We start from the raw sequence: 19981 nt of genomic DNA, 5'->3' as shown, positions 1-19981 counted from the left end.
CTCGGCGCCGTGGATCCGGATCGGCGTGAGCCCGACGAGCGCGTTCAGGGTGATCCGCTGAGCGCGCCTGCGTGCATCTGCACGCGCAGGTCAGGCTCGAAGAGCAGCTTCTGCGCGACCAGGGGCACGAGCAGCGTGACCGCCGCGAGCGCGAGCACGATGCGCCATGCGTGCGGTGCGGCCCAGATGAGCGCGGCAGTGATGCTCGCGACTTCGAGCGACAGGACCAGGGCCTGCGCGAGCAGGGGCGGCAGCGACCGCATCGCCTGGATGTTGTGCGTGCGAGACGCCATGTCGGAGGCGAGCCGGCTCTGGAAATAGCGGTCCTCCATCTCGGGGAGCTTCTCGAAATACGCCTTCCGCAGCCGCACCTCGAGCCGGCGGCCGATGCCGAGCAATCCCAATGAAATGGGGATTTGGATGAGCATGAAGCAGAGCGCGACGCCCGCGAGAACGGCCATGCCCGTCGCACGCTGCGCGAACGTGCCGAGGTCGCGCCCCAGGTCGAGCACGCCACGGAGCATCAGCGCTTGCAGGATCCGCCCGAAAGTGGCGAACACCAGTCCCACCGCAATCAGGCCCGGAACGACCCACGAATCTTCGCCTCGCAGGCGGAGCAGCGTTCGCGCCGGACTCACCTGCTTGGCGATGAGCTCCGTCGCCAGGTCGCTCGCGAGCACGGCTCTCGGCGCGTCTTCGCCTTCGCGCGGAGCCTCGCGCCAACCGCGAACCCGCATCAGCACCGCGCCGGTCATCGACAGCTCGCCCTCCACCTCGGGGTTGGGGCGAACGGACCAATAGGCAGCGGGAATGGGCACTTCGCCGGAATCGTCCTTCGCAATCATGGATTGCAGCAGACCCGCCGCCGTCCGGCCTCGCCGGACGGCGCCCGCGCGGATCATCGCTTCGGACGCCCGGCACGCGGCGTCGAGCCTGGCGATCGACAGATACCCGGGGTCCTCGAGCGCCCGGGCAACCAGCGCCCGCGCCTGCGTCGCACCCAGGTTCAGCAGGCGGCGCTCGAACGTCGCGACCGCCTCCTCGGACCCGGCCCATTCGCGCCAGCCGGTCGCCGGAACGGACGTGGTGTGCTGGTACAGGTGGCTCAGCAGCGTCGAAATCCGGGTCCAGTGACGGCCCGCCGCCGGGTCCATGACCTGGATGAACGGGCCGACGCGATTCCACAGCACCACGAAGTGCGGCCGTCCTCCCGCGCTGAGCGTGACGATGATGGCGGGAAGCGCCTTGGCTTCGGGGACCACCACGTGATCGAGCGGAAGCATCACCTGCTCGGCGTCGAGCCCGAGCTGGTTCGCGACTTCATCCAAGGTGACGATCGAGGTGCCATCGACGTCCGTCTGACACACTTCGCGAAGGACGCGATAGTTGAGCTCGGCGCCCATCCCCGCGAACAGGCTCTTGAGTGAAGCGGGGCCGCAATCCGTCGCCGAGATCTGGATCACCTCGGGAATGATTGAGCGCCGGCGCCTGGGAGGAGTCATGGTCAGCGGGCCTCGGCTTCGGGCCGGAACACGTTCGTGGGCCGTTCTTCAGGCTGCGGATTCCATTCGCCGACCGCCCGCATCAGCAGCGCGACAGGCGACGCCCGCGCGACCTCGACCTCCACCGACAGGGTCATGCCGTGGCGCAGCTGGATGCGCGGATCGTCCGGCGGTGCGAACTTGAGCTCGACGCGCACCGTACCGGGGATGGCCTCGGGCGTGGCGGTCTGGCCGGGCTCGGTCCCGACGGCCGTCACCCGGGCGGGGACCGTCCCGTAGATGGTCATCGGGTAGCCGTCGAGCTTGAGTCGCGCCGTTTGACCGGGCTGGATCAATCCGACGACCTCCTTCGGGAAACGGGCGCGCACCCGCACCTCGGCATTGCTCGCGACGATGGTGCCGACCCGCTGCCCGTCGGCGATGAACGCTCCCGAGCCGAGTTCCGCCACGTCGACCAGGTGGCCCGTGGCCGGCGCCCGATACAGCTTCCGCTCGATCTGGTACTCAAGGCGGTCGATGGTCCCCTGGAGTTCCCGGATCCGCCCCTCGGCGCCCAGCGCCTCGCGCTCGAGTTCCAGCAACTGCGCGGCGAGGGCTTGACGGCGCACGTTCTGCTCGCGCCGCAGTCGGATGAGCGCCAGGCCCTGCGCCGTCTGCGCGAAGCGGAGCGCGTCGACATCGGTCGTGCGCTCGAGCTTCTCCATCTCCGAGACCGCGCCCACCGGGCTCTTGAAGGCCAGCTCCGCGCGTTCCACCGCGAGCCGGTGCCTGGGCGCGAGCTCCTGTTCCCTCCCCAGCGCCTCCTTGACTGCGACCTCGTCCACCCGTGCCGTCAAAGCCGCCTCTTCGTGCTTGTTGGTGATCTGCTGGCGGATGATGGCGAGCTCCTTCTCGGTCGCGGCGAGCGTCGCCTTGCTCCGCTCGAGCTCGAGGCGCTCGGCCCGTGCGTCGAACTCGATGAGAAGGTCGCCTTCCTTGACCTCCTGGTCGAGTTTGAGCAGCGAGAGCACGACCCTGCCCGCGCTGGGCGGCTCGATGCGATGGACGGCGTTGTGTGGCTCGATCCGGGCCTGTGAGCTGGCCTTGACGAGCGGGACCTTGGCGAACAGCGACCATGCGATGAGCCCGCCGGCACACAACACCATCAGAGCGACGAACACGAGGCGCGTGTCCGACTCGTAGTTCAGGGAACGAAGGGTCCGCTCGAAGGGATATGCCATGGTCCGCTAACCAAAGTCGCCTTAATGGTCTTGCCCTGTCAACACCTCGGCCACTGCTTTGTGATTCACGCTCCCATTGCCTGAATACGAGCACCTCGATGCGACGCGGGACTTCGTCCGCATCGCCGCAATGCGCCACACATTGATTTTTGGTTCAATTTGACATCCAACTTCGAGTTCACTTAGCGTTTAACTCGAAAGGAGGCACGACATGAAGATCAAGATCCACGTTCGCGGCGGCCCGAAGGCGCGTTAGTAGTCAGGCGTTTTGATGCCAGCTGTTAAGGCTGGTCGTTCCTCGTTTCCGATCACCAGAGGGGGGGTTGATGAGGATTTTCCATCAGCCCCTCCTCTTATTTCTGGTTCTGGCAACGTCTTGATCTTGCAGGTGCTCGTTCCTGCCAGGTTGCTCCAGAACCTCTCATGCGCTTGAACCGAATATGCGCTGCATGCGGGCGGCCCCCTCCCCTCCTGCGAAGGTAGGCAGGATGGCGCGGCAGCGACAGGTCTCTGAGGCCGTTGCTGGAGGGGCCGAGATTCTATGCCGCTCGGCGCTCGTACCGGTGGTGGAGCCCGAAGACTTCCCGCAACTCTATCACCTTGGCTCCGCGCTCCGGGCCCTGCACCTCACGCCTCTCGGGCGTATCCTTGCCGAGCGACAGGTGCGTCCGGCTCGCGTTGTAGTAGCGCTGGTACTCGCGAAGCAGGCGCCGAGCGTGGGCTTCGTTCAGGACGACGACATGGTCCAGCGACTTCAATCGATTGGGTGACGGACATCACGTACGTGCCCACGCGCGAGGGCTGATTGTACCTGGCTGCCGTGCTGGACCTCTTCAGTCGGCGCGTCATCGGCTGGGCCATGCCCCCTGCATCGACCGACACCTGGTGTTCTCGGCCCTCGACATGGCGCTGAAGGGTCACGGTCCCCCTGTTGTCCCTACCCAAACTTCGACCTCTGCGTCCTGGGTGCGTCGAGGCACGTTTGGAAGCGCGTCAATGCGAGTGAGCGAGGCGCGCGGCTGTCGAACTCCTGTAACGGTAATTTGTCGCATCGGCTGACGTGCCGAGCAGCTACTCCAACTTGACCTCGACACCACCCCCGAGGCGCAATGCGAGGTTCGCGAGGATTCCACTGACGATGCCAACAGCAAACCCGGCGATGCCGTACAAGATGCAGGCTCCCGCCACCAGCAGAAGCATACCTCCCATGTCAAACTCACCGAGGTGCATGCTCTTGCCGAGAATGGAATTGGCGCCACGCGGTCCGAGCAGAAGCATCGCCGTGCTCGTCAGCGCCCCCAGGACGACGCCAACCAACGCATAGAAGGTACCCAAGCACTTGCCGAGCGAGATGACGCCGACGCCGCGAATTACCGTCATTCCCAATCCTCCCCTCCGCCACAAACGGGCGGGCCTTTCACCGATTCATCCCTCTAAGCTATGGACTGAGCGGGCGAAAATCGGAGGCTGCGCCTACCACCCATAATTCAGTCACTGCGTCATGAGGGCATCAAGGTCACCTGTGCCTACCCAAAATTCGGTCGCTGCGTCATGAGTGCGCTAAAGCTGCGTCAAAACGCGCGTCATGATGTGAGCGATGCGCATGACGAGCCGCTGGGTCTTCTCTTCCATTTGATAGAGGTCGGACTTACGCCCGGCGCAAACGCCTCAACACCTCTCTGCCCGCGTGTGGACACTCCCCTCCCGTCCTGCGAACGCAGGTCGGCTGATGCAGCACGCGCGGATCTTCGAGGGTGTTGTTGGAAGGACCGAGACGCTACGCAGCGCGGCGCTCGTACCGGTGGTGGAGCCCGAAGACTTCCCTTAGCTCTATCACCTTGGCTCGGTGCTCCGGACCCTGCACCTCACGCGTCTCGGGCGCATCTTTCCCGAGCGACAGGTGCGTCCGGCTCGCGTTGTAGTAGCGCTGGTAGTCGCGCAGCAGGCGCCGAGCGTGAGTTTCGTTCAGGACGACGACATGGTCCAGCAGCTCCCTACGTATCGAGCCGATGACTTTCTCCGCATAGGGATTCTGCCACGGGCACCGTGCTGCACTCGGCACCTCGCGAATCCCCAAATGGGTAAGCGTGGCGCGAACGCCCTCGGAGTAGAGATTGTCCCTATCTCGGTGCAAGTACCTCGGAGCACTGGCCCAGGGAAAAGCCTCTCGCAACTGCTGCTTCGTCCATTCTTCCGTCGGGTGCGCGGTCACATTGATGTGGAGGATTCGCCTGTCCCGGTGACTCACAACCACAAATCCCAACAGCACTCCAAACGTCGCAGTCGGAATGACAAGGAAGTCCATCCCTGCGGACTCCGCCAGATGCAAGCGCAAGAAATTCCGCCATGTTGGTGACGGTTTCGGCGCTCCCCTTCCCGGTCTGGGCATGTACCGAGCGACCGTTGTCTGGCCTACCTCCATCCCCAGCTTCAGCAACTCCCCATGAATGCGTGGGGCACCCCATGTCGGGTTGGCTTCGGCCATGCGCCGAATCAACACGCGCAATTTCGGAGTTACCCGAGGTCGCCCTGCCCGACTCCGGGACTTCCAGCGCCAGAAGAGCCGAAAGCCCATCCGATGCCACTTCACCACAGTCGTCGGCTGAACCAGGCACAGTGGCCTCCGCCAACCCTGCCAGAGGCGTTGGAGAACGACCCAGAAGATGCGGTCGCCTCGGGCAAGCCTCGGGGACGGGCGCTTCTCACGGAAGACTGCGAGTTGCTGGCGAAGAGCTAGGTTCTCCAGCGCCAGCTCCGAACGGCTCCGCAGGGCCGAGCGCAGCGTCTCGACTATCGCTTTCACGAAGACCCGCATCTTGCCATTCTTGCCGACCGTAGCTGGCAGGCCAGAATTCGGCCACGCCCTGTCACGCGCCGCTTGGCGCAACATAGACAGCCCCGCACGCTCACCCACTTCCAGCCCTTCTGTCCCCCATGCATTGGGGTCCCTGAACTCATGGGGGCCCATTCGAAGGACCGTGCATGAAATGACGCGTTCGCTAACGCACGCGTGGCACTGGACCCGAATTTCCGGTAGCCACAGGTCTGAAATCATCCTCAGGCTCATGGCCACGCCAGCTCGATGTGGAGCAGCGGGTCCGCGGGCATCTTTACCTTCGCGGTTCGCGCTGTGCGGAAGGCCTCGCCCAACACTCCGATGTCCGGGGCCGCGCGCGCCTGGCCGTCCAGCCAGCTGAAGCCCCAGGGGCAGACGGTAGGCCGCCACCGCGTGGCCCGGCTGATGCGTCGGGAGGGACTGCGCGCTCGCAGACACAGGAAATTCGTGTGCACCACGGACTCCAAGCATGGCTTGCCGTCGGCCCCCAACGTCCTGGCCCGCGACTTCAATCCGCCCGCGCCCGACCGAGCCTGGGCGACAGACATCACGTACGTGCCCACGCGGGAAGGCTGGCTGTACCTCGCGGTGGTGCAGGACCTCTTCAGCCGGCGCGTCATCGGCTGGGCCATGGACCACTGCATCGACAGACACCTGGTGCTCTCGGCCCTCGACATGGCGCTCAAGGGACGCCGTCCTCCCGCAGGACTCGTGCCCCACTCGGACCGCGACAGCCAATACGCCTGTGCGGACTACCAGCGAGCGCTGGCTGCCCGCGGCATCCGGTGCAACATGAGCCGCAAGGGCAACTGCTGGGACAATGCCGTGGTGGAGAGCTTCTTCTCCACGTTGAAGACGGAGCTGGTGCACGAGAGGGACTTCCCTACGCTTGAGTCCGCGAAGGCTGCCTTGTTCGAGTTCATCGAGGTGTTCTACAACCGCCAGCGGCGGCACTCCGCGCTTGGCGACGTCAGCCCTGTCGAGTTCGAGAAGACCGCCTCACAGGTGCCGCTGGCTGCTTAACCCACCTGTCCACCAAACCCGGGCAAGCGCATCCTCACGTCAGCACCTCTGGGTGGACAGAGGCTATGACTACGACGAGGTACGGCGGCTGGCGAAAGAGTTCTGCTTCACGCTTCACGTACCTCGACGAGGTAAAGGAGTGCGCACCAAGACGAGCCACGCTCGACAGAAGGCGCGACGGTGGAGCGCGGGCACTCCTGGCTGAATCGCTTCTGACGACTGCTGGTGCGATGGGAGAAGCGCGAAGACACCTATCTGGGAATGCTGCACCTCGCGGTGGGCATCATCACCTGGTTCCACGCGCTCCTACCGAGATCAGCGATAAGCTCCGGGATGTTGGCCCCTCAATTGCTTTGGGCTGAGGCAGCCCCCCGTCTCGTCACTGGAAGCCGAGCACCCATGCGTTCCCGCCCCTTCGTCTCTGTCCTCCCGGCCGCTTCCACCTCGTCTGTCCGCTCCAAGGAGGTGGCCCTGTGAGCCGCATCGCGGGATGGGTGGTGCTGGTGTTGGCGCTGGTCGTGTCGTACCGCCCGGCCGAGGCCGCGCAGGCGAAGAAGACGCAGGCGCAGAAGACCCAGGTGGCGGTGCTGCGCCCGGAGGGCCGCCAGGCGGATGCGCTGCGCAGGGTGCTGACGCAGGAGCTGGGCAAGAAGGGACGCGGGCGAGAGGTGCTGCCCGCGAAGAAGGTGGATGCCCAAGTGAAGCGCATCCGCGGCGGTCCGAAGACGGATGAGCAGCGGCAGGCGCTGGCGAAGAAGCTCGGCGCGGACGTGCTGATCCTCGCCTCGGTGAAGGGGACGAAGCGCTGGGACGTGGAGGTCCGCGCCTACTCCGGCAAGGACGGCACCCTCCTCGCGGAGGAGCGCTGGGACGTCCGCACCCACCGCGCCTTCCCCGACGTGCGGCGCGAGCTCGAGCCCAAGCTGGGCGCGGCCCTGAAGGCGGGCCCGGAGCAGAGCCTCCCGCCTGCCGCCGTCACGCCTCCGACTCCTGTCTCCGAGCCGGAGGTCACGCCCCCGGCCCCCATCGCGGAGGCACCGCGCCCGGCGGTGGTGAAGCCGCCTCCGCCCACCGTGAAGAAGGAGGAGCCGCCGGTGAAGCCCGAGCCGAAGGCAGCCGGCCTTCGCAACCTGGACGGCCCCATCCTGGAGGCGCTGCTGTCCGGACAGGGGCTGTTCCGCCGCTTCAACTTCTCGGGCAACAACGCCAACGAGCTGCCCGACTACAGCCTCAACAGCGCCGCGGCGGCGAGCCTCGCGGTGAGCTACTTTCCGCTCTCCCACTTCACGGATGGGATGGTGCACAACCTGGGTATCGTGGCGCGGGGCTCACGCGCCCTCGGGCTGTCCACGCGGCTCCCGGATGGCTCCAAGTACGGCACCACCGCGCAGCTCCTGGAGGGAGGCCTGCGCTTCCGCCTGCCGCTGCGGTGGCTGGAGGTCTCGGTGGGCGCGCTGTACGGCACCCACTCCTTCGCGGTGGAACGCCCGCCGGAGAGCACCTTCGCCCTGCCCGACGTGGACTACCGCTTCGCGCACGTGGAGCTGGGCCTGCGCAAGGCGCTCACCGAGCGATGGGCCATCGCCGCGCGCGTGGGCTACCAGCACGTGCTGAGCGGCGGCGAGCTGTCCTCGGACGACTACATCCCGGAGCTGAGCGGCTCCGGACTCGATGGCGAGTTCGCCGTGGAGTTCGCCCTGACGCGCATGCTGGGTCTGCGGCTGGGCGGAGAGATGCGGAGCTACTCCTTCACAGCCGACGCCGCGGAGGGAGCCCCGGTCTTCGCCGGCGGCGCCAAGGACCTGTACTTCAGCGGTCAGCTCGGCGTGTATCTGAGGCTGTAGCACCGGCGCATTGAGGGGGCCTGTCCCCCACGCATGTGGCGCCTCCTCCACACTTTCCGCGAGGCCCGTACGAAAAGTCGGGTCTGATGAACCACGTATGCACGCGTGACACGAGTTTTTCAGTATCCGTGTCATCGGGCCATGTGACCGACGCGCGTGCGAGTCGCGGCTACATTGACAGGAACGCGTCATCCATCTGATTGGTATGTCTCCCAATGATGGAGGCGCTCGTGCCGAGGATGCGGTCACAACGGTTGTCACGAGAGCCAGCGGAGCGGGGACGGTGGTGGCGCCCGGTGGTGCTCGGGCTGGTCTTGAGCGGGGCTGCTGGCTGCGAAGGAACGATCTCCAACCCGGAGGGCCCCGGTGGAGGGCCCGGCCCCGGTACGCCCCCGCCCACCGTCATCGAGAAGCCAGCCCCGTCCGTGCGGATGGCGCGCCTGACGCACGTGCAGTGGACCCACAGCGTGCAGGAGCTGCTCAGGCTGGACGCACCGCCCACCACGCTGGCGGGCACCTTCCGCGCGGACCCCGCCCAGAGCGGCTTCCTCTTTGACAACGATGCGCGCGCCCTCTCCGTCGACGAGGCCCTCTGGGGCGCCTACCAGCGCGCCGCCGCGGAGCTCGCCAGCCAGGTGACGACGGACGCGACGAAGCTCGCGCGCCTGCTGCCTCCGTCGGCCGCCACCGGCGAGGAGCGCGCCCGCGCCTTCGTGGAGTCCTTCGGCCTGCGCGCGCACCGGCGCCCGCTGACGTCCGAAGAGGTGGAGAGCTACCTCGGGCTGTACCGCAAGGGGCCCCAGGCCTACGCGGACATGTCGGCCTTCGAGGGTGGCATCCGGCTGGTGATCGAAGCCTTCCTCCAGTCGCCCCACTTCCTCTACCGCGTGGAGCGCAGCACGGAGGCCGTGCAGGACCGGGTGCCGCTCGACGACTACGAAGTGGCTTCGCGGCTGAGCTACGGCCTCTGGAGCGCCATGCCGGACGACGCCCTGTTCGCCGCCGCGAGCGAGGGCACCCTGCACTCCCGCGAGGGCGTAGCCACACAGGCGCGGCGCATGCTCCAGGACGCGCGCTCGAACAAGGTGGTGGAGGCCTTCCACCGCACCCTCTTCGACGTGCCCCGCTATGCCGCCATCCGGCCCTCCCTCACGCGCTACCCGCAGGTGTCCGAGCGCCTCGGGGAGTACGCGGCCCGGGAGACGACCCTTTTCGTCCAGGACGTCGTCTTCTCCCGCAAGGGCGGCTACCGCGACCTGCTCACCTCGCCGGCCACCTTCGTCAACGACGAGCTGGCGCGCGTCTACGGGCTGAGTGGCACATTCACCGCCGACTTCGTCCCCGTGACGCTGGACTCGCGCGAGCGCAAGGGCGTGCTCACCCAGGTGGGCTTCCTGGCCTCGCACGCGACGTCGGTGGACCCGGACCCCATCCACCGCGGCGTCTTCGTGTCCGAGCGCATCATCTGCCGGAAGATTGGCGCGCCGCCGGCCAACATCCCACCGCTCCCCGCCCCCCAGGGCCGCACCAATCGCGAGGTCGTCGCCTCGCACACCGAAGTGGCAGGGACTGCGTGCGCCAGCTGCCACTCGAACCTCATCAACCCGCTCGGCTTCCCCTTCGAGAACTTCGACGCCATCGGCGGCTACCGCACCACGGACAACGGACATCCGGTGGACGCCAGCGCGTCTCCCAACATCAACGGAGAGACGGTGCCGGTGCGCGACGCGCTCGACCTGGCGGACGCACTCGCGGCCAATGAGGCGGTGCATGCGTGCTACGCGCGGCACTGGGTGCAGTACCTCCACGGGCGCCCGTTCGCCAACGAGGATGTGCCGCTGGTGGAGCGGCTCGGAAAGCTGTCGAAGGCGGGCAACCTGTCCATCGTCGACCTCGTCGTGGAGGTCGTCACCAGCGAGGGCTTCGTGAATCGCCACCCGGAGGAGCTGCCATGAAGCTGAGTCGCCGGATGGTGTTGAAGGGCCTGGGCGGGACGATGCTGAGCCTGCCGTTTCTCGAGGGGCTGATGCCGAGGACCGCCCGCGCGGCGGACTCGGGGGCGCTGCCGTACGCCATCTTCTTCCGGCAGGCCAACGGCGTCGCATCGGCCCAGACGACGTCGGAGCTCGGCGCGGAGCCGGAGCGCTTCTGGCCGCGCGCCCTGGGTGCGCTCACCGCGGAGAGCATCGCCGGGCGGGCCGTGGGCGTGCTCAATGACCACCGCGCGCACCTGCTGCTGGTGCGCAACGTCAACATGAGGGACTACAACTACGGGGACGGCCACGCCCGCGGCGCCATGCAGGGGCTGACCGCGCGGGGCCCCGTGGTGGAGGGCGCGGGCGGCGGCTCCGAGTCCGGAGGCGAGTCCATCGACCACCGCATCGGCCGCGAGCTCAATCCGCAGCAGCGTGACTCGCTCGTCTTCTACGCGGGCCGGCGTGGCGGCTGGCTCGGGGGGCCCTGCCTCTCCTACCGGAGCAGCAACGTGCGCCGGGCCGCGCTGCATGACCCGTGGAATGCGTACCAGACGATGATTGGCGGCCCGGGAGGACTGACTCCCGAGGCTCGCGAGCAGCTCCTCGTCCGGCAGCGCAGCGTGAACGACCTGGTGAAGGCCCAGCTCCAGGCGCTCCAGCAGCGTCCCGAGCTGAGCGCGTCCGACCATGAGCGCTTGGACCTGCACCTGTCCAACGTCCGGGACCTGGAGGTCGCCCTGAGCTGCCGCATGCGCGCGGACCAGGAGCTCATCCTCCAGCAGCAGGCGCCCGGCTATGACAGCACGGACGGCACCGAGGTGCTCGCTACCGCCAGGCTGCACATGGACATCGCCGTGATGGCGATGGCGTGCGGCACCAACCGCGCGGCCGTCATCCAGGTGGGCAACGGCAACGACGGCGACACGCGCTACCGCAACCCGGACACGGGGCAGTTGATGGAGAACTTCCATTACGTGTCCCACCGTCGCTCGTCGCACGACTCCAGCGGCGGCATCATCACCGGTTCGGACCTGCTGCACCACCACGTGGACGTGCAGTTCGCGAGCGCCTTCAAGCACCTCCTGGACCGGCTGGTGGCCTACCAGATGCCGGACGGAAAGCGACTCATCGAGCACGGCGTGGCTGTCTGGTACAACGACCTGGGCAACGGGCCGGCTCACTCGGCGCGCAATGTGCCCTTCGTCCTGGCGGGGAGCTGCAATGGCTTCCTCAAGCAGGGCGTCTACGTCGAGGCGTCGGGCGGCGGCAATCCCAACCACAACCGGATGCTGAACACGATTGGCACCGCCGTGGGGCTGAGGAACGCGGCCGGCGGGAACCTGGACGACTTCGGCGACCCGGCGCTGACCAAGGGCGTGCTCTCCGAGCTCATCGCCTGAGTGGACGATTGCGTCCTGCTCCAGTGTTCGGCGCTGGAGCAGGTCGTTCAGGCAGCGTGACCACGCTGTCCGTGGAGCTGGGGCAAGCGCACCGGGATAGAGCACGGCGAAGCGTTACGAATCTTCGCATCTCAGTCATTCTTGCCCCTCCTGTGCCTGCCCAGAATTCGATCGCTGCGTCATGAGCGGATCAAGGCGAGTGAGCGTGGTGAGCACGAGGTCGGCGAGTTCCCGTAGCGACGAACCGGGGTCGGAATAACCGAGGCACCATCCACTCGAAGGCGACCGCACGTGATCTGCCCCCGTTCTTCGAACCACGCGTTACGAGAGTCCTGCGGCGCTGCAGATACCGTGCTCGGGGGATGATGCGGCGGGGTCGGCATGGGCACGGCGAGCGCCGACCTCCGCGGCTGTCTTGTAACCCAGACTGCGGTGCGGACGCTTCTCGTTGTAGTCGTACCGCCACGCCTCAATGAGGACGACGGCCTCCCTCCTGCTGGCAAACCACTCCGCGGACAGGCACTCGTCGCGAAAGCGGCCGTTGAAGCTCTCGTTGGTACCGTTCTGCCAGGGCTTGCCCGGGTCGCTGTAGGCAGTCTGGATGCCGCTGACCTCCAGCCCCCCTCGCAGGGCCTTGGCGATGAACTCCGGGCCGTTGTCGCTTCTGAGGTTGTGCCTACCCAAAATTCGGTCACTGCGTCATGAGTGCGTCAAGGCTGCGTCAAAACGCGCGTCATGACGGGAGAGCGATGCGCACGACGAGCCGTTGGGTCCTCTTTCCCGTTTGAAAGAGGTCGGAATTACGCCCAGACCAAACGCCGCAACATGTCTTTGCCTGCGTGTGGGCACACCCATTCCGTTCTGCGAACGCAGGCAGGATGGTGCAGCACGCGCGGGTCTATGAGGGCATCGGAAGGACCGAAGCTCTACGCAGCTCGGCGCTCGTACCGATGGTGAAGCCCGAAGACTTCCCGTAGCTCTATCACCTTGGCTCCGTGCTCCGAGCCCTGCAGCTCACGCCTCTCGGGCGCATCCTTCCCGAGGGACAGGTGCGTCCGGCTCGCGTTGTAGTAGCGCTGGTACTCGCGCAGCAGGCGCCGAGCATGGGCTTCATTCAGGACGACGACATGGTCCAGCAGTTCCCTCAGGGCGCGGCAGGAGTGGGTGCTGAGGTTGTCGAGCACCAGGTGAATGGTTTCTGCGTCCGGGCATTGACTGGCAATGTCTCGCAGCGCTTCGGCGAATGCCTCGCTCTTTCTGTTGGGCGTGGCCTTCACGAAGTGCCAGCCCGCTTTGGGCGCCACTGCGCAGAAGAGATTGGCGGTGCCACAGCGGAAGTAGGCGTAATCCTGGCGTGCCTCTCGTCCAGAGCAGGCCGACGAAGCAGGACGTACCCACTCCAGTAGTTGCACGGGCCTCTCATCGAAGCAGACGACGGGCTCAGCCGGGCACAGTGGCCGCGCGTACAACTCCAGAACGTCCTCCATGCGCTCGATGTACTGGGTGTCCAGTTCGGGCACGAACCACATTTTCCCGCCAAGGCTTCAAGTCATGACGAAGGAGCAGTTCGCGCACGGTCTCCCGCCCAACCTTCGCAACGAAGCCCCTGCGCACCGCCTCCTGGGCAATGAGGCGCACCGTCCAGCGGCCGCGGCCCTCCGGCGGCGGCGCACACACCATGGCGACTACCTCGCTGGCCTGCCTCTCCGTCAGAAGCCGCGCCGCTCCGGGCCGTGGCCTCTCATGCAGCGCTCCCACCAAGCCTTCCTGCTGGTAGCGGCGACGGACGGTGCGCGCCGTGGTTTGCGTGACGCCTACCGCCTCGGCTGCTCCCACTACCGTCCAGCCCTCGGACAGCAACTGCAGCGGATTGGAATCAGTGGACGGCCGTTGAGGTTTGCGCCGCGCAGAGGAGTCAATGCCCTCCACAGGTGTTTCTCAATCTGCTCTCCGGTCTTGCCGTTTGCAGGAACTCGCTGGTCGCGCTTGATGAATTCTGCGCGATGTGGGGACTCAAGAATGAGGATAACCGGCGCCAGCACCGTCCCCCTCTTCGGGACTGAGTTCCTGGAAAAGCTGAGCGGGGCATGGGTTGCCAGGAATAAACGCACGGAGATGCGCGCGTGAGACGTCCTGGAACACCTCGTCCAACTTCGCCATGCCCTCTCCAAGCATCTCGTCGATATCGATATCGGAACACTGCCACGACACTCGGAACACGTCGTTCGACGTAATCATCGCCGTTGAGGACGCAGCGGTTCGTCGGCGAGTGAGCCGCATGAGCGCTCGCGACACCCGGCTCAGGGGTGCGCGCCAACGGTGAGGTCGATGACCCTGGCAGCCCCGGCGCGCAGCACCTTGGCGTGCACGGTCTGGCCCACACGTTCCGGAGGCAGCTGCGCGACCAGGTCATCCACCTCTCGCAATGGCTGCCCCTCGAGCGTGAGCAGCGTGTCACCCGGATGCAGCCCCGCCTCCTCGGCCGGGCCATCCGGCTCCACGCTCGCGACCTTGAGGCCGCTCTGGGTGCCATGGACCTTCGCAAGCCTCTCCGGCAGCCGGACGGGGAAGGCCCCCATACCGAGGTAGCCGCTCGGCTTTTGTGCGGGCGCCTTCGTGGACGTGGCCTCGGTGCTGGGCGGCGACTTCTTCCCCCCTGGCTTCGCTGCCCCTCGAGCGACCTCGCGCGTTGTGTCCTTCATCGCCTTGCGCGCGCCTCTCGCAACCTCACCGCCATCGCGCGCTGCGCCCCGGGTCGCCTCGGCGAACACGCGTGTTGCACCTTGGGCGCTCTTGGTGACCTCGTCGAAGGCGCGTGTTGCGTCCTGGGCGCCCTCGGCGACGTCTCGCGCCACTTCCTTCGCCCTCACCGCGGGCTCTCGCGGCGCTCTCTCCTTCACGTCGCGCTTGCGTGGCGCCCCCTGCTTCGGCCCTCCAGCCTTCTGCAGGCGCAGGCGCGTCGCGGCCGGGGGCCGACCCACTCCACCACCATGGGTCGCCATGGACATGCCTTCGCGCAATCGCTCCTTGAAGCCCTCGGCCACTCCTCCCTGCGTCGGCGCTCCACCCGATCCCCCCCTCAGCAACCGCTGACGTGCGGCGGCTGGGGGCCGCCCCACTCCACCATGGGTCGCCAGGAACATGCTCTCGCGCAATCGTTCTCGGAAGGCCTCGGCCCCTCCCTTCTTGCCCCCCTTCTCCGCCATCTTACGGAGCAGCCGCCCGGCGAGCAGTCCAATGCCCAGCAGCCCGAGGATGGAGCTCCCCGGCCTCTCCTTCAGCTTTTTTTGCGCGTCGCGGAGCCACTCCTCCATCGACCCTTCCTGGAGATAGAGGGTGGTGTCCTGGAGAACGCGGCTTCCCCCCTCGAGCACGGGCCGCGTCAGCACGGTCGGCAACCGCCTGGCCGCGACCGTGAGGAGCCTCGCTCCGGACTGCGCAAAGTTGGCGATGAGCGCCTCGCGCTGCGAGTGGAACCATTCCATTTCCTGCGCCTGTACATCCTGGGGGAGCGTCTCTTGCTGGACGCGCTTGCGCGTGTTCCCCCCGTTCGCAGTTCCTTTGACCGAGGCCATGGGTGCTCACACCGCTGGCGCACACGCGTGCCGGACGCGCATGCGTTGTCCATGGAGAACGTAGACACGACAGGCGGCGAAGTTCAGGGAGGTGAGGCGGCCCCACCCCTCCCGCCCCGCCAGGTCGATCTGCCACCTCCTGGGCGATGGGCAGGGGATCGCCATGACTGACGAGCCCCCTCAGGCGATGCGCCGATACCCACCGACCAGGCATCACCAGCCGGCCCCTATCCGTGCCGCTCCTCGCTGAGCATGGGGCGGGCGGAATCCCCACCTTCGAGTCTTGCCGCTGGGCATGGAGGGGGGGATGCCAGAGCTTTGAATCACGACAGGTGGAGCAATGGCAGAGAAGACCGGCATCAGCGGTGGAGGGTTCCTCGAAGGAATCACCACCCTCGTCACGAAACTGGCGGAGCTCGCGGAGAAGGGCGAACAGCTCCAACGCTCCGGAGAATTCGGAGCCTCCGACAAGGGGCACAGGGGCGTCTATGGCTTCAACGTGCGGATCGGAGGAGGCGCACCCGGTCAACCGAGCGGCATTCCGCGCGTGGAGCCCTTCGGGAACATCCGCCAGGATCACCAGACCGGCAAGGCGGTCGTCCACCCCATCCGCGAGCCCCTGGTGGATGTCTTCGAGGAGGGGCCGGACGTGCTGGTGGTGGCCGAGCTGCCAGGTGTCGACCGCAAGGACATCACGCTGGAGCTCCGCGAAGACATCCTGACCCTGCATGCCGAGCACGAGGCGCTCAAGTACCACAAGGAGGTCCTGCTCCCCAGGCGCTTCACCCGCCGGCAGATGCACACCAGCTGCCGCAACGGCGTCCTCGAGATCCGCCTCACCGCCCAGGAGGAGAGCCACTCGTGACCGTCGCGACACGGGAACGTACGCAGACGCTGCGTGCCGCCGAGTCCCTCGGCAAGGACCTGGGCCGTGGCCTCGCCCGCATGGACCCCGCCGACATGCAGCGGCTGGGGGCGCAGATCGGCGACATCGTCACGCTGTCCGGCAAGCGCCGCAGCGCGGCCAGGGTGATGCCCTCCTACCCGGACGCCCGGGGGCGCGGAATCCTCCAGATTGACGGTGTGACCCGGGCCAACACCGGGGTGCAGTTGGACGAGCCGGTGAAGCTGACCCTGGCCCCCGCCCGACACGCCGAGAAGGTCGTGCTGGCGCCCCTGGAGTTCACCCCCGCGCAGCGTGACCTGGCCTACATCGGCACGCTGCTGGACGGACTGCCGGTGGTGAAGGGAGACCGGGTCCGGGCACTGCTGTTCGGCAGCCGCACGGCCGACTTCCGCGTCGTCGAGACCGCTCCTGTGGGGGCGGTGGTGATTCACCCCAACACCCTGCTGGAGGTCGCCAAGGCGCCGGAGAAGGAGAAGGTGACGCACGAGCGGGCGCGCACCGTCAGCTACGAGGACGTGGGTGGGCTGAAGCGGGAGCTGGGCCGCATCCGCGAGATCGTGGAGCTGCCGCTGCGGAATCCGGAGGTGTTCGAGCGGCTCGGCATCGACGCCCCCAAGGGGGTGCTGCTGTATGGCCCGCCGGGCTGCGGCAAGACGCTGATCGCCCGGGCGGTGGCCAACGAGACGGCGGCGGCGTTCTTCACCATCACCGGCCCGGAGATCATGCACAAGTTCTACGGAGAGAGTGAGGCACACCTCCGGCAGATCTTCGACGAGGCCCAGCGCAGGGCCCCGGCCATCATCTTCGTGGACGAGATAGACGCCATCGCTCCCCGGCGCGAGAACGTGCAGGGCGAGGTGGAGAAGCGCGTGGTGGCGCAGCTGCTGTCGCTGATGGACGGCCTGGCCCAACGCCGGCACGTCATCGTGCTGGCTGCCACCAACATCCCCAATGTGCTGGACCCGGCGCTGCGCCGCCCGGGGCGGTTCGACCGAGAGATCGCCATCTCCATCCCCGACCGCACGTCGCGCAAGGAGATCCTCGCCATCCACAGCCGGGGCATGCCGCTGGCAGAGGACGTGGACCTGGACCATCTGGCGGCCGTGACGCATGGCTTCGTAGGCGCAGACCTCCAGGCCCTGTGCCGTGAGGCGGCGATGCTCTGCCTGCGCCGGCTGATTCCCCACATCGACTTCGCCTCGGCCGAGATTCCCTACGACGAGCTGATGCAGGTCCAGGTGACGATGGCCGACTTCCAGGCGGCGCTGCATGAGGTGGGGCCATCGGCGATCCGCGAGGTGTTCGTGGAGACCCCGGACGTGGGCTGGAAGGACGTGGGCGGACTGGGGCAGCTCAAGCAGCGGCTCATCGAGGCGGTGGAGTGGCCGCTCCGGTACCCCGAGGAGTTCGCGCGGGCCAAGGTCCGCCCCCCCAAGGGCGTGCTGCTGAGCGGCCCTCCCGGCTGCGGCAAGACGCTGATGGCCAAGGCCGCCGCCCACGAGAGCCAGGTCAACTTCATCTCGGTCAAGGGCCCGGCGCTGCTCAGCAAGTTCGTGGGGGAGTCCGAGAGGGGGGTGCGCGAGACCTTCCAGAAGGCCCGTCAGGCGGCCCCCTGCATCATCTTCTTCGATGAGATCGACTCGCTCGTGCCGACGCGCTCCGCCGGGGGGATGGACGAGCGCGTCACAGAGAGGGTCGTCAGCCAGTTCCTGTCCGAGATGGATGGCATCGAGGAGCTGACCGGCGTGCTGGTGCTCGCGGCCACCAACCGCGCGGACCTGCTCGACCCTGCGCTGCTGCGCCCGGGACGCTTCGACCTGCTCGTCGACGTGCCTCTGCCGGACCGCGAGGCGCGGCGCGAAATCTTCCAGGTCCACCTGCGCGACAAGCCGGTGGAGAAAAACCTCGACCTGGACGTGCTCGCTGCACGCAGCGAGTCCTTCTCCGGCGCCGACATCCAGGCCGTGTGCAACCAGGCCGCCTGGGATGCCGTGCGTCACGTCATCAGCGGCAAGGGAAAGCGCCTCGTCATCACATCCGAGAGCCTGCTCAAGGCGATCCGTGGGCACAAGGAGGCACGCCGGCCATGAGAGCCCACGGCAATCCCGATGTGCAGGGGCGCCGCAAGGGCCAGCAGGCCCTGTACGTCTATGGCTTCACGCGGGCAGGGGCGGTGGAGCGCTTCTCCGTTCCCGGTGTCAGCGACGCCGCCGACGTGCGGACGCTGAAGCTGGGGAACCTTGCCGCCATCTGCAGTCCTCTCTCGATGGAGGAGTTCCTGGGGCCGGAGGGTGCGGACCACACCCAGGACCTGGAGTGGGTGGCCCCCCGGGCGGTCAGGCACGAGCGCGTGCTCGAGGAGGTGATGCAGTCCTCGCCGGTGCTTCCGGTGAGCTTCGGGGCGATCTTCTCCTCACCGCGAGCGCTGTCCGAGGTGGTCGACGCCCACCGGCAGGAGATCTCCAGATTCCTCGACGACATCGCCGACAAGGAGGAATGGGCAGTCAAGGTCTACGCCAACGCCCAGCGCCTGCGCGCTCATCTGGAGCGAGCGCCCGAGTTCCAACAGCGCCTCCAGCACCTCCCCGAGACTCCCGGCGCGCGCTACTTCCACGAGAAGAAGCTGCAGCGCGAGCTCGACGAGCGCAGCCGCAACGAGGGACAGCGCCTGGCGGCCCACATCCGCGAGGAGCTCGCCCCGGGGGCGATCTCGGTGAAACCCCTGCGCCTGGCAGATCGCGGGCTCTCGGGCCGGCAGGACGACATGGTGCTGAACTCCGCGTTCCTGGTGCACTCCGGGCAGGTGCAGCGGTTCACCCAGCGCGTGCAGCAGCTCGCGGCCCGGTACCAGGCGCAGGGGTTGACGGTAGAGGCGACCGGCCCCTGGCCTCCCTACAGCTTCTGCCCCAGCCTGGAGGAGCGGCCGTGAAGTCAATCGTGTACGGCATCCTGGACGCACGGCAGGCAGCGAATGAGGCGCTGCCGCCGGGGCTGAACCAGGCGCCGCTGATGGCGGTGAAGCACGGCCACCTGGCTGCGGCCATCTCGCCGGTGGCGGAGGAGCTGGCCTCCTCGGCCGGCATCGAGCAGGCGCTGGAGTACGCCCGGGTGGTCGAGCAGCTGCACCGCCGACTGGCGGTGTTGCCCATGCGCTACGGCTGCTTCGTCCATCACCCCGAACAGGTGGTGGAGTTCCTGCACCGCTACGAGCGGCCGTTCTCGGACGCGCTGGCCCAGGTGGAGGGCTGTGACGAGATGGGTCTGCGCATCCTGTTCCAGGAGTCGGACGTGGCCGAGCCCCCGGCGCAGACAGGGGCGCCCACCGAGGCGGACGCCCAGACCCGCGGACGGGCCTACCTGGACAACCGGCGTCGCTTCTACGCGCAGCAGACACGTGTGGACCGCGCTGCCCGGCGCGTGGCGGAGCGGGCGCAGGCGGCCTTCTCCGGGCTGTTCGTCCGCTGCACCTGGGACCATGCCGCTCGCCCAGACGGGCAGCTGCTCTCCATGGCCTTCCTGGTGGAGCGCCCCAAGCTCGCCGAGTTCCGGCGGGCCTTCCTTCGCTTCCAGAAAGACTGCCCCGGCAATGTGATGTGCAGCGGCCCGTGGCCCCCCTACGGCTTCGTGGCAGACCTGGCAAAGCCTGCCGTCGCAGCCCTCGCCGAGCTGGAGCACCTCCAAGAGAAAGGATGAATACG

General features: G+C 67.3%; 16 protein-coding genes and 4 pseudogenes. 10 read left to right on the top strand and 10 right to left on the bottom strand.

Annotation, left to right across the window (positions count from 1 at the left end; translation table 11 throughout):
• Positions 1-44: 44 nt before the first annotated feature.
• The 3 genes from OZ403_RS09025 to OZ403_RS09015 all read right to left on the bottom strand — a co-directional run bounded on the left by OZ403_RS09025 (position 45) and on the right by OZ403_RS09015 (position 3480).
• Positions 45-1502: a cysteine peptidase family C39 domain-containing protein gene (locus OZ403_RS09025; RefSeq protein ID WP_268783932.1), complete on the bottom strand. Its 1458-nt coding sequence runs from the start codon at positions 1500-1502 to the stop codon at positions 45-47.
• A gap of 2 nt (positions 1503-1504) precedes the next feature.
• Positions 1505-2722 (bottom strand): HlyD family secretion protein, encoded by a 1218-nt coding sequence (locus OZ403_RS09020; protein ID WP_140788986.1) that lies wholly within the window; start codon positions 2720-2722, stop codon positions 1505-1507.
• Between the two features lie 539 nt (positions 2723-3261).
• A complete protein-coding gene (locus OZ403_RS09015; RefSeq protein ID WP_237078487.1) occupies positions 3262-3480 on the bottom strand; it encodes a transposase in 219 nt (72 codons plus the stop codon).
• Between the two features lie 5 nt (positions 3481-3485).
• Between OZ403_RS09015 and OZ403_RS39445 the strand changes: the two are divergent.
• Positions 3486-3590: pseudogene (locus OZ403_RS39445) on the top strand (DDE-type integrase/transposase/recombinase); the annotation flags it as partial.
• A 203-nt stretch (positions 3591-3793) separates the two neighbouring features.
• Here OZ403_RS39445 and OZ403_RS09010 read toward each other — a convergent pair.
• The 3 genes from OZ403_RS09010 to OZ403_RS09000 form a co-directional block, all read right to left on the bottom strand.
• Positions 3794-4102, bottom strand: a complete 309-nt coding sequence (locus OZ403_RS09010; protein WP_140788984.1) for a hypothetical protein — start codon at positions 4100-4102, stop codon at positions 3794-3796.
• A gap of 397 nt (positions 4103-4499) precedes the next feature.
• Positions 4500-4784, bottom strand: coding sequence for an integrase core domain-containing protein (locus OZ403_RS09005; protein ID WP_268783931.1), 285 nt, complete (start codon positions 4782-4784; stop codon positions 4500-4502).
• A 1001-nt stretch (positions 4785-5785) separates the two neighbouring features.
• Positions 5786-6013 (bottom strand): hypothetical protein, encoded by a 228-nt coding sequence (locus tag OZ403_RS09000; RefSeq protein WP_268784940.1) that lies wholly within the window; start codon positions 6011-6013, stop codon positions 5786-5788.
• Between OZ403_RS09000 and OZ403_RS08995 the strand changes: the two are divergent.
• The 5 genes and pseudogenes from OZ403_RS08995 to OZ403_RS08975 form a co-directional block, all read left to right on the top strand.
• Positions 5910-6581 (top strand): annotated as a pseudogene (locus OZ403_RS08995) (IS3 family transposase); the annotation flags it as partial. The gene OZ403_RS09000 and the pseudogene OZ403_RS08995 overlap by 104 nt on opposite strands.
• Before the next feature lie 180 nt (positions 6582-6761).
• Positions 6762-6890, top strand: a pseudogene (locus OZ403_RS08990) (IS5/IS1182 family transposase); the annotation flags it as partial.
• Positions 6891-7054: 164 nt separating this feature from the next.
• Positions 7055-8425 carry a hypothetical protein gene (locus OZ403_RS08985; protein ID WP_268783929.1) on the top strand — a complete coding sequence of 457 codons (1371 nt, stop codon included), beginning with the start codon at positions 7055-7057 and terminating at the stop codon, positions 8423-8425.
• Positions 8426-8664: 239 nt separating this feature from the next.
• Positions 8665-10380, top strand: a complete 1716-nt coding sequence (locus OZ403_RS08980; RefSeq protein WP_237081078.1) for a DUF1592 domain-containing protein — start codon at positions 8665-8667, stop codon at positions 10378-10380.
• The gene (locus OZ403_RS08975; RefSeq protein WP_140797681.1) at positions 10377-11801 is read left to right on the top strand and encodes a DUF1552 domain-containing protein; all 1425 of its coding nucleotides are present in this window, start codon (positions 10377-10379) and stop codon (positions 11799-11801) included. The genes OZ403_RS08980 and OZ403_RS08975 overlap by 4 nt, the downstream gene beginning before the upstream one ends.
• A gap of 321 nt (positions 11802-12122) precedes the next feature.
• On the opposite strand, the pseudogene OZ403_RS08970 reads toward OZ403_RS08975, so the two are convergent.
• From OZ403_RS08970 to OZ403_RS08960, 4 genes and pseudogenes are all read right to left on the bottom strand, one after another.
• A pseudogene (locus tag OZ403_RS08970) lies at positions 12123-12470 on the bottom strand (integrase core domain-containing protein); the annotation flags it as partial.
• 257 nt (positions 12471-12727) lie between these two features.
• Positions 12728-13321 carry a transposase gene (locus tag OZ403_RS08965; RefSeq protein ID WP_268783928.1) on the bottom strand — a complete coding sequence of 198 codons (594 nt, stop codon included), beginning with the start codon at positions 13319-13321 and terminating at the stop codon, positions 12728-12730.
• A complete protein-coding gene (locus tag OZ403_RS39665; protein ID WP_442929809.1) occupies positions 13242-13637 on the bottom strand; it encodes a helix-turn-helix domain-containing protein in 396 nt (131 codons plus the stop codon). The genes OZ403_RS08965 and OZ403_RS39665 overlap by 80 nt, the downstream gene beginning before the upstream one ends.
• Before the next feature lie 464 nt (positions 13638-14101).
• Positions 14102-15286, bottom strand: coding sequence for a PDZ domain-containing protein (locus OZ403_RS08960; protein ID WP_268783927.1), 1185 nt, complete (start codon positions 15284-15286; stop codon positions 14102-14104).
• A 430-nt stretch (positions 15287-15716) separates the two neighbouring features.
• Here OZ403_RS08960 and hsp20 point away from each other — a divergent pair, with 430 nt between their 5' ends.
• Genes hsp20 through OZ403_RS08940 form a run of 4 tightly spaced genes read left to right on the top strand, consistent with a single transcriptional unit; the run spans position 15717 to position 19976 of the window.
• Positions 15717-16241, top strand: a complete 525-nt coding sequence (gene hsp20, locus OZ403_RS08955) for an archaeal heat shock protein Hsp20 (protein WP_268783926.1) — start codon at positions 15717-15719, stop codon at positions 16239-16241.
• Positions 16238-18373: a CDC48 family AAA ATPase gene (locus OZ403_RS08950; RefSeq protein WP_268783925.1), complete on the top strand. Its 2136-nt coding sequence runs from the start codon at positions 16238-16240 to the stop codon at positions 18371-18373. Before hsp20 ends, OZ403_RS08950 begins: the two co-directional genes overlap by 4 nt.
• The gene (locus OZ403_RS08945) at positions 18370-19212 is read left to right on the top strand and encodes a GvpL/GvpF family gas vesicle protein (protein ID WP_268783924.1); all 843 of its coding nucleotides are present in this window, start codon (positions 18370-18372) and stop codon (positions 19210-19212) included. Before OZ403_RS08950 ends, OZ403_RS08945 begins: the two co-directional genes overlap by 4 nt.
• Positions 19209-19976 (top strand): GvpL/GvpF family gas vesicle protein, encoded by a 768-nt coding sequence (locus OZ403_RS08940; protein WP_140797675.1) that lies wholly within the window; start codon positions 19209-19211, stop codon positions 19974-19976. The genes OZ403_RS08945 and OZ403_RS08940 overlap by 4 nt, the downstream gene beginning before the upstream one ends.
• The last annotated feature ends 5 nt before the right edge of the window (positions 19977-19981 follow it).

The organism is Myxococcus sp. NMCA1 (genome assembly GCF_026810205.1).
GTDB lineage: Bacteria > Myxococcota > Myxococcia > Myxococcales > Myxococcaceae > Myxococcus > Myxococcus xanthus_A.
This window is presented reverse-complemented; position numbering and strand designations above follow the sequence as displayed.